The following is a 9,081-nucleotide window of genomic DNA, read 5'->3' as shown; positions in this document are numbered from 1 at the left end:
GAGATCCGCAAGGACGCGATCGCCCGGGTCGTGCTCAACAACCTCTACAAGCACACCGAGCTGCAGACCAACTTCAGCGCCAACATGCTGGCCCTGGTCGACGAGGTGCCGCGCACGTTGACCCTCGTCGGCTTCATCTGCAACTGGATCACGCACCAGATCGAGGTCATCCAGCGCCGCACCCAGTACCTGCTGGATGCTGCCGAGGAGCGCGCCCACATCCAGCGCGGCCTGGTCAAGGCGCTCGACGCGCTCGACGACGTCATCGCCCTGATCCGTCGCAGCCCCACGGCCGAGGAGGCGCGCGAGGGCCTCAAGTCGCTGCTGGAGATCGACGACATCCAGGCCACCGCGATCCTCGACATGCAGCTGCGCAAGCTCGCCGCCCTCGAGCGTCAGAAGATCATCGACATCCTGGCCCAGCTCGAGATCGAGATCGCCGACTACCGGGACATCCTGGCCAAGCCCGAGCGTCAGCGCCAGATCGTCTCGGACGAGCTGGCCGCGATCGTCGACAAGTTCGGCAGCGACCGACGTGCCGTCATCATCCCGGCCGACGGCGACCTGTCCGACGAGGACCTCATCCCCGACGAGGACGTCGTCGTCACGATCACCAAGGGCGGCTACGCCAAGCGCACCAAGACCGACCTCTACCGCGTGCAGAACCGCGGCGGCAAGGGCGTACGTGGTGCGGCGCTGCGCGGTGACGACGTCGTGGAGCACATGTTCCCGACGACGGCCCACCACTGGATCCTGTTCTTCACGACCGCCGGACGGGTCTACCGGGCCAAGGCCTACCAGCTGCCCGAGGCCGGTCGCGACGCGAAGGGCGGCCACGTCGCCGGCCTGCTGTCGTTCCAGCCCGACGAGGACATCGCCCAGGTGCTCGCGATCCGCGACTACGAGCAGGCGCCCTACCTCGTCCTGGCGACCAGGAAGGGCCTGGTCAAGAAGACCCGGCTCGGCGACTACAACAGCCCCCGCCAGTCCGGCGTCATCGCGATCAACTTCCGCGACGAGGACGACGAGCTGATCGGCGCCGAGCTGGTCACGCCCGACGACGACCTGCTGCTGATCTCCCGCCACGCGCAGGCGATCCGGTTCCGGGCCGACGACGAGCAGCTGCGGCCGATGGGTCGAGCGACGTCCGGCGTCACGGGCATGAAGTTCCGCGGCGACGACTCGATGCTGTCGATGTCGGTCATCCGCCGCTCTGCCGCGGCGCTGGAGCAGGCCGAGGTCCCCGAGGCCGACGAGCTGTACGTCTTCACGGTGACCGACGGCGGCTACGCCAAGAAGACGCCGATCGACCAGTACCGGCTGCAGGGACGCGGCGGACTGGGCATCAAGGCCATGCAGATCACCGAGAACCGCGGTGAGCTCGTGGGCGGCCTGGTCCTCGTCGACACCGACGACGTCATCTCCGTGACGGCCGGCGGTCAGGTCACTCGCAGCCTCGTCTCGGGCGTCAACCCGACCGGGCGTGGCACGATGGGGGTGAGCTTCGTGAAGTTCACGGGGGACGACCGAGTGGTGACCATTGCTCGCAACACCGAGGTCCTCCAGGACGAGGCCGAGACAGAGGCGACCCCGACCGACGAGGACCAGGACCAGTGACCGAAAAATCCCAGGACACGAACACCGCGTCGGGATCGAGCGCGCCCGGTGCGGGCGCGGGCGACTCGGCACCGACCCAGGCGATCCCGCGCATTCCCAAGCCGATGGCGTCGAAGCCGTCGGGCAGCGGCGCCTCCGGGGCGCCCAAGCCTGACGCCCGGACCGACAAGGGCCGTCCGCGGGACATCGCCGCCCCGTCGGCGCCCGCTGCCTCCGGCACGTCGACTCCCGCCAAGCCGGCGGCCACCGGAAAGCCGCCGGCGCCCGAGCGGGACAGGTCCGATGCCAAGCCCCGGCTCCAGCCGGTCGGCGGTCCCACGGGCCGTCCGCTCACGGCGTCGGACTACGCCCGCACGACCAAGCAGTCGGCCTCGTCGACCGCCGTGATCCCCGCGGTCCGGGACAGGCACGACAGGGACCGCGAGACGGCCCACGCGCCGGCGGTGTCGCCCAACTCCGGCCGCCGGGCCAGCCTGCGCCTCACGCACGTCGAGCCGTGGTCGGTGACCCGGCTCGCCTTCGCGATCTCGGTGGCGATGATGATCGTGGCCGTCGTGGCCGCGATGATCTTCTGGATCGTCCTGGACTTCGCGGGCGTGTGGGAGCAGATCAACGACAGCTTCACCTCGGTCCTCAGCGACGACTCCTCGAGCTTCGACGTCAAGGACTACTTCGGCTTCGGCCGCGTCGTGGGGCTGACATTGGTGCTCTCGGCGGTCAACGTCGTGATCGCCACGGCACTGGCCACGATCGGCGCGCACCTGTACAACCTGGCCGCCCAGCTCATGGGTGGCGTCGAGGTCACGTTCGCCGAGGAGAAGTGAGTTCACGGCGCGGGGGCCCCGATGTGGGGCATCGGTGCACCGTGCGGTAAAGTTCACGGCTGTTGCGGGCGTATAGCTCAGCTTGGTTAGAGCGCTTCCCTGATAAGGAAGAGGTCCGAGGTTCAAGTCCTCGTACGCCCACTCAACGAGGAGGTCAGATGAAGAAGATCCTCACTCTTGGGATCGCCGCCGCAGGGGTCCTCTGGGCCCTCGGCAAGGCGAAGAACGACAAGCCGGCCGACACCTGGGCGGCCGGCACCGACAAGCTCTGAACCCCGGAGATCACCACCGGGGGCCGTGGCGCAATTGGTAGCGCACCTGCTTTGCAAGCAGGGGGTTAGGGGTTCGAGTCCCCTCGGCTCCACACCAAGACAAAGCCCCCACCAACCCCGATCTTGGGGTGGTGGGGGCTTTGTCTTGGTGTGAATCCAGCGAGCGACTCGAGTCGGGCCCCATCGACACGCCTGCGTCAGCGCGGCGAAGCCGCCCCGCCCCAGCGTGCACAAGGGATCCCCGAGGCCCCGGCCAGGGTGTTGCCAGGTACCCACGTTCTCGACCCGCCGGAAACCACCAGACCGGCGACATCCTGGTCGTGAGCACCGTTCTTGAACCTCGAGCACTGGGCGGCGTGAGGCTCCCTCCGCACAGATAGATATCCCCACCTGTGCACACACCTGTGGAGAATGACACCGATGTGATTCCGCAGGTCAGCGGCGGTGCGGACCCCCAGAGTTGTCCCCACCTGTGCACAGACCTGTGGAAGATGACACCTGTGTGATTCAGCCCGGACCATCCGAGCGGCGCGCATGGTTTTGCCTCGGAATCACGGGCGTCACGGGCCCGTAACGCACGTCCCGCATCCTGTTGTCGGCGGTTGCCCGGAGGGACGTCTGCCCGACCTCACGAGAAGGAAACTCCCAGATCCTCGACCCGCTGATCGCCGACTCGGTGGCGGATCGGCGCGCTGCGCAACGCGCTGCCGCCGACCACGGCGACGACGCCCTGGCCGAGGCGACGTACGCACAGGCGAGCCTGCTCCCTGCGATGGCGGCGGTCCGCTCGGCCGCCGACGCGCTCGAGGCGATCGTGGCGGACGACCTGTGGCCGCTGCCGACGTACCAGGAGATGCTCTACATCCTCTGATCGCGATGTTCCCCGTGAAACGGAGGACCGGGCGCGGACCCGGGCGTCCGTCCACGGGGACCGCACGTGCTGTCGCGGGGCAAACGGCTTGCCGATAGCGTCGTGGTGAGACCACGTCACATCAAGGGAGTTCGCATGCCGCAGACCGTCCGAGGAGTCATCGCCCGCGCGAAGGGGGCACCCGTCACGGTCGAGAACATCGTGATCCCCGACCCGGGTCCGGGTGAGGCCGTCGTCGACATCTCGGCGTGCGGCGTCTGCCACACCGATCTGCACTACCGCGAGGGCGGCATCAACGACGAGTTCCCGTTCCTGCTGGGCCACGAGGCCGCCGGCGTCGTGGAGTCCGTCGGTGAGGGCGTCACCGACGTCGCGCCGGGAGACTTCGTGGTGCTCAACTGGCGCGCGGTGTGCGGCAGCTGCCGCGCCTGCCGGCGCGGTCGCCCCTGGTACTGCTTCGACACCCACAACGCCACGCAGAAGATGACGCTCGAGGACGGCACCGAGCTGTCCCCGGCGCTGGGCATCGGCGCGTTCGCGGACAAGACCCTCGTCGCCGCCGGCCAGTGCACCAAGGTCGACCCGGACGCGTCCCCCGCCGCCGTGGGCCTGCTGGGCTGCGGTGTCATGGCCGGAATCGGTGCCGCGATCAACACCGGCAACGTACAGCGCGGCGACTCGGTCGCCGTGATCGGCTGTGGCGGGGTCGGCTCGGCGGCGATCGCCGGGGCCCGGCTGGCCAACGCCGCCAAGATCATCGCGATCGACCTCGACGACCGCAAGCTCGAGTGGGCCAAGGGCATGGGCGCCACGCACACGATCAACGCCGGGTCGGGCGACGTGGTGGAGGCCATCCAGGCCCTGACCGACGGCCATGGCGCCGACGTCGTGATCGACGCGGTTGGCCGCCCCGAGACCTGGAAGCAGGCCTTCTACGGGCGTGACCTCGCCGGCACGGTCGTGCTGGTCGGGGTGCCGACCCCCGAGATGCAGCTCGAGATCCCGCTGCTGGACGTCTTCGGCCGCGGCGGCTCGCTCAAGAGCAGCTGGTACGGCGACTGCCTCCCGTCACGCGACTTCCCGATGCTGGTCGACCTCTACCAGCAGGGCCGGCTCGACCTGGACGCGTTCGTGACCGAGACGATCGGGATCGACGACGTCGAGGCCGCCTTCGCCAAGATGCACGAGGGCACCGTGCTGCGATCCGTCGTGGAGCTCTGACATGGCCGCGCGCATCGACAAGATCGTGACGTCGGGACAGTTCTGCCTCGACGGCGGGAGCTGGGACGTCGACAACAACGTGTGGCTGGTCGGCGACGACGCCGAGGTCATCGTGATCGACGCCCCGCACGACGCGGCACCGATCCTCGACGCGATCGGCGGACGTACCGTCGTCGCGATCATCCTGACCCACGGGCACAACGACCACATCAACGCGGCGGTCGAGCTGGGCCGGGCCACCGGCGCGCAGGTGTGGTTCCCGCCGGCGGACCGCATGCTGTGGGACGCCGAGCACGACACCGCTCCCGACCAGGAGCTGCACACCGGCGCGACGTTCGAGGTCGCGGGCACGACGCTGCGGGCGCTCCCGACGCCGGGCCACTCCCCGGGCAGCACGTGCCTGTACGCACCGGACCTCGGCGCGGTCTTCACCGGCGACACGCTGTTCAACGGTGGTCCCGGCGCGACCGGCCGGTCCTACTCGGACTTCCCGACGATCATCGACTCGATCCGCGAGCGGCTCCTGCCGCTGCCGGACGAGACCGTGGTCCACACGGGACACGGCGACGACACGACGATCGGCGCCGAGGCGCCCCACCTCGGCGAGTGGATCGCCCGCGGCGCCTGACCCCGGGACGTCATCCCGGTCGAGCCGTGTCGCGGCCCGTCCGGGATGACTCCGCGTGGGCTAGCGCCTGCGGGGCCAGAGCAGCGCGGCGGCGGCGAGTCCCGCGGCCAGGACGCCCGCCGCGGCGAACGGCCGCTTGTCGGCGGACGCGATCGACTCCTGCGCCCGGCTCTTGACGTCGAGCTTGGCCGCCAGCGCGTCGACGGTCTCGCCGAGGTGCTCACGGGTCTGCTCGATCTCCTGCTCCAGGTCAGACGTCATGGGTCGCTCCCTCGGTGCCGTGCTTGGCGGTGGCGATGTCGGCCTTGACGCTCTCGACGCGTTCCTGCGGCGACTCGCCGGCGTGGCTGATGCTGCCCTTGCCCACGAGGGCGGCGACGCCGGCGGCGATGAGCAGCACGACGGCCACGATGATGGCCGCGAGCCACGGCTCGAGGCCCTCGGCGATCCCGAGGATCGCGGCGGCGATCAGGGCACCCAGCCCGTAGAGGCCGAGGGTGCCGGCGAGGCCGAACAGCCCCGCGCCGACACCGACCTTCTTGCCGCTCGCGGCGAGGTCCTGCTTGGCCAGCTGCATCTCGTCGCGGATGAGCTGAGAGATGTCCTGCGTGGCCTGGACCAGCAGCTCGCCGGTCGATGCCTCGGCCGGCGGGGTCGTCCGCTGCTCGGTCACAGCGAGCTCGGACCGGCCGGCGGGTACGTCTGGTCGTCGCTGCCGCGGTCGGTGACCTTGGCCTTCACGTCACCGGCTGCGCCGGCGACCTTCTCGCCGACCTTGTGGCCGACGTCGGCGCCGGCCTGCTTGGCCTGGGTCTGGACCCCGTCGACGGTCTCCTGGACCTTGGGGTTGCTCCAGGCCTTGGTGGCCTGGGTCTTGATCTGCTCGTAGCGCTCTCGTCCGGCACGCGTGCCGAGGACATACCCGGCGCCGGCGGCGATCAGCAGGGACAGCTTCTTCATCGGTCTTCAGCTCCTGATGTCGGTGTACCTGGGAAGCAGGGGCGTACCCCATATGCCGGGAATGACACGCAGGACCGCCGGTGCCGTCCCTCGTGGGGGACGGCAGCGGCGAAGCGGAGCGGTGGGACCGAGCCGAGCTCAGGCGGCCGAGCGCAGCTTGAGCGTGACGGAGCGGCCGACCGTGCGGGCCGTCTCGTGCGACTCGGCGAGCTGCTCGCGAGCCAGGTCGCGCAGCTCGGCCATCTGCGGCGTGACCTCGGCGAGGGTCAGCTCGGTCTCGATGACGTCCAGGTCGAGGCCCCACACATCCGCCAGGATGCGACGGATCCAGTCCGTCGCGTGGTCCCAGCCCGCGCGCGGAGTGCCGGGGCCGTAGCCGCCTCCCCGGGCGACGACGAGGAAGGCCGGCTTGCCCTTGACCGTCTCGGTGCCCGGAGCGAACCGGGGATCGGAGATGAGGGTGTCGACCCACGTCTTGAGGTGCTGCGAGACGCCGAAGTTGTAGAGCGACGTGGCGATGACGATGACGTCCGCGTCGACGACCTCGTCGGCGAGACCGGTCGCGACGGCCTGGGCGGCGAGCTGCTCGGGCGTGCGATCGGCCTCGGGGGTGAAGCCGGCGAAGGTCGAGGTCGCCCACACGTCGGGAGCGATCGGGTCGAGGGCGACGTCGCGGCGGACGACGGTGGCCCCCGGCAGGCCGGCGACGAGCTCGGACTCGAGGGTGTCGGCGACGGCGCGGGACACCGAGCCGTCCTGTCGGATGCTGGAGTCCAGCCGGAAGATCGTGCTCATGTGTCGCTCCTAGATAGTCTGTTCAACAGATCATATGTCAAGCAGAAGATAGAACCAAGTGATCATCGTCTCGTCCGAGGGTCGCGCTAGGATGGCTCCATGACCGAGACGGCAGCCGAGCAGGAGGGGTCGGTCGACTTCGGCCAGGCGCTGAGCTCGCTGCTGCGCAGCTATCTCGTCGGCGCCCGGGCGGCGATCGACCACCTGCCGGGTGGGCCGCGGGGGTTCCAGGTCCTGTCGATCTCGGCCGCCGGCGACTGCAGCAACCAGGCGGCGATCGCGCACCGGCTCGGCATCGACCGCACCGTCATGACCTACCTGGTGGACGACCTGGAGAAGTCCGGTCTGGTCGAACGGCGCCCGGATCCCGCGGACCGCCGCGCCCGTCAGGTCGTCCTGACCCGCGACGGCCACCGGGAGCTCGAAGCGTCCGCCGCCCGGCTCCGCGAGGTCGAGGACGCCGTGCTGGCGGGTCTGTCCGCCGAGGACGCCGAGCTCTTCCGCGCGCTCCTGGCCCGGGTCACCTCGGACGCCCCGGCCGACCACTCAGCCTGCGACGGTCCGCCCGCCTGCTGACTCCGGGCGGGGCTGCGGGGCGCCCGCGCCCATCGCCCACCGGATCGCGCTCGTGACCGCGATCCCGCTGGTCCGCACGGCGGTGGCCTCGGTCAGCGGCAGGTACGGGAGCCGGAGCGGCACCCGGGTCCACCGCGGCATCATCGCGACGGCGGCCGCCGACAGCAGGCCGTACGGCGCGCGGAGCGGGAGCGGGACCGGCGGGTGCACCAGGATGAACCGCGCGGCCCGGCGGGCGGCGGACGTGCCGGCGAGCTCCGGCCGGTAGCCGGCGAGCACCTCGTCGAGCTCGGCGACGGTCTTCGGCACGTCGACGGCACCCAGGGCGAGGGCGACGTGGGCGGTCTCGGCGACGTACGCGTCGCGGCCCGCGGCGTCCAGCGGTCGGGCACCGTAGCGGTCGTGGGCCCGCAGGAAGCTGTCGATCTCGGCGACGTGCACCCAGCGCAGCAGGTGCGGGTCGGCGGCGGCGTACGCCCGCCCGTCCGGTGCGGTGCCGGTGATCCGCCCGTGCACGGCGCGGACGATCGCGACGGCGCGGTCGGCGTCCTCGATCGTCCCGAACGTCGTCTCAGCCAGGAACGTGCTGGTCCGCTGCAGCCTCCCCCACGGGTCGCCGCGGTAGCCCGAGTGCTGGTCGACCGCTGCCATCGCCAAGGGGTGCAGGGACTGCAGCAGCAGGGCGCGCATGCCGCCGACGAACATCGAGGCATCACCGTGGACCCGGTGGATCGCCGAGTCCGGGCCGAAGCGACGCGGGCCCTCCGTGAAGTGGATGCGGTCCCGCCGGGCGGGACCCTCGTCACCGGCGATGCGGGCGAAGATCGTGTCGCCGACATGTCGGCGCAGGGAGCTGAGCGGACTCACCTTCCCAGTCTGCTCCCCCGACCGGGAAGTGGCCCGCCGAAACGGAACGGGCCACCTCGCGGTGCACGGTCAGGAGATGTCGGTCAGCAGCGCGCCGCGCTCGGCCCTGCGACGGGCCTGCTCCTCGGGATCGGGCACGGGTACCGCGGCGATGAGCCGCTTGGTGTACTCCTCCTGCGGGTTGCCGAGGACCTGCTCGCGCGGGCCGATCTCGACGAGCTTGCCGTGCTGCATCACTGCGACCCGGTTGGCCAGGGTGTCGACGACCGCGAGGTCGTGGCTGATGAACAGGCACGCGAACTGCAACCGCTGCTGCAGCTCGGTGAACAGCTCGAGCACCCGGGCCTGCACCGACACGTCGAGGGCCGAGGTCGGCTCGTCGGCGATCAGCAGCTCGGGGTTCAGCGCCAGCGCCCGGGCCAGGCTGGCGCGCTGGCGCTGACCGCCGGA

The 9,081-nt window shown here is 70.6% G+C and carries 12 protein-coding genes and 2 tRNA genes; 8 read left to right on the top strand and 6 right to left on the bottom strand.

Going from position 1 to position 9,081, the window contains the following annotated elements; all coding sequences use genetic code 11:
• The 7 genes from JWQ91_RS10365 to JWQ91_RS10335 all read left to right on the top strand — a co-directional run.
• Window positions 1–1,617 (top strand): DNA gyrase C-terminal beta-propeller domain-containing protein (locus tag JWQ91_RS10365; RefSeq protein WP_297783296.1); only part of this gene is annotated, 1,617 nt, incomplete at its 5' end.
• Complete coding sequence (locus tag JWQ91_RS10360; protein ID WP_297783293.1) at window positions 1,614–2,441, top strand: DUF3566 domain-containing protein; 828 nt, start codon at window positions 1,614–1,616, stop codon at window positions 2,439–2,441. The genes JWQ91_RS10365 and JWQ91_RS10360, both read left to right, overlap by 4 nt.
• A gap of 66 nt (window positions 2,442–2,507) precedes the next feature.
• Window positions 2,508–2,582 (top strand) — tRNA-Ile (locus tag JWQ91_RS10355).
• Window positions 2,583–2,732: 150 nt separating this feature from the next.
• Window positions 2,733–2,805: transfer RNA gene (locus tag JWQ91_RS10350), tRNA-Ala, on the top strand.
• A 584-nt stretch (window positions 2,806–3,389) separates the two neighbouring features.
• Entirely contained in the window at window positions 3,390–3,584 is a 195-nt protein-coding gene (locus JWQ91_RS10345; protein WP_297783290.1) for a hypothetical protein, read from the top strand.
• Between the two features lie 135 nt (window positions 3,585–3,719).
• Entirely contained in the window at window positions 3,720–4,805 is a 1,086-nt protein-coding gene (locus JWQ91_RS10340; protein WP_297783287.1) for an S-(hydroxymethyl)mycothiol dehydrogenase, read from the top strand.
• A 1-nt stretch (window position 4,806) separates the two neighbouring features.
• Window positions 4,807–5,433 carry an MBL fold metallo-hydrolase gene (locus JWQ91_RS10335; RefSeq protein WP_297783284.1) on the top strand — a complete coding sequence of 209 codons (627 nt, stop codon included), beginning with the start codon at window positions 4,807–4,809 and terminating at the stop codon, window positions 5,431–5,433.
• Window positions 5,434–5,493: 60 nt separating this feature from the next.
• Here the strand turns inward: JWQ91_RS10335 and JWQ91_RS10330 are convergent, their stop codons facing one another.
• The 4 genes from JWQ91_RS10330 to JWQ91_RS10315 form a co-directional block, all read right to left on the bottom strand.
• Window positions 5,494–5,694 carry a DUF3618 domain-containing protein gene (locus tag JWQ91_RS10330; protein WP_297783281.1) on the bottom strand — a complete coding sequence of 67 codons (201 nt, stop codon included), beginning with the start codon at window positions 5,692–5,694 and terminating at the stop codon, window positions 5,494–5,496.
• Entirely contained in the window at window positions 5,684–6,106 is a 423-nt protein-coding gene (locus tag JWQ91_RS10325; protein WP_297783278.1) for a phage holin family protein, read from the bottom strand. The genes JWQ91_RS10330 and JWQ91_RS10325 overlap by 11 nt, the downstream gene beginning before the upstream one ends.
• Window positions 6,103–6,393 (bottom strand): hypothetical protein, encoded by a 291-nt coding sequence (locus JWQ91_RS10320; protein WP_297783275.1) that lies wholly within the window; start codon window positions 6,391–6,393, stop codon window positions 6,103–6,105. The genes JWQ91_RS10325 and JWQ91_RS10320 overlap by 4 nt, the downstream gene beginning before the upstream one ends.
• Window positions 6,394–6,531: 138 nt before the next feature.
• A complete protein-coding gene (locus tag JWQ91_RS10315) occupies window positions 6,532–7,188 on the bottom strand; it encodes an NAD(P)H-dependent oxidoreductase (protein WP_297783272.1) in 657 nt (218 codons plus the stop codon).
• A gap of 99 nt (window positions 7,189–7,287) precedes the next feature.
• On the opposite strand from JWQ91_RS10315, the gene JWQ91_RS10310 reads away from it, so the two are divergent.
• A complete protein-coding gene (locus tag JWQ91_RS10310) occupies window positions 7,288–7,764 on the top strand; it encodes a MarR family winged helix-turn-helix transcriptional regulator (RefSeq protein WP_297783269.1) in 477 nt (158 codons plus the stop codon).
• Here the strand turns inward: JWQ91_RS10310 and JWQ91_RS10305 are convergent.
• Complete coding sequence (locus JWQ91_RS10305; RefSeq protein ID WP_297783266.1) at window positions 7,735–8,631, bottom strand: oxygenase MpaB family protein; 897 nt, start codon at window positions 8,629–8,631, stop codon at window positions 7,735–7,737. The two genes, JWQ91_RS10310 and JWQ91_RS10305, sit on opposite strands and share 30 nt — an antisense overlap.
• Before the next feature lie 69 nt (window positions 8,632–8,700).
• Window positions 8,701–9,081, bottom strand: a 381-nt coding sequence (locus JWQ91_RS10300; RefSeq protein ID WP_297783263.1) for an ABC transporter ATP-binding protein, incomplete at its 5' end; no start/stop codon positions are given.

It is taken from the genome of Aeromicrobium sp. (assembly GCF_025965075.1).
GTDB lineage: Bacteria > Actinomycetota > Actinomycetes > Propionibacteriales > Nocardioidaceae > Aeromicrobium.
This window is presented reverse-complemented; position numbering and strand designations above follow the sequence as displayed.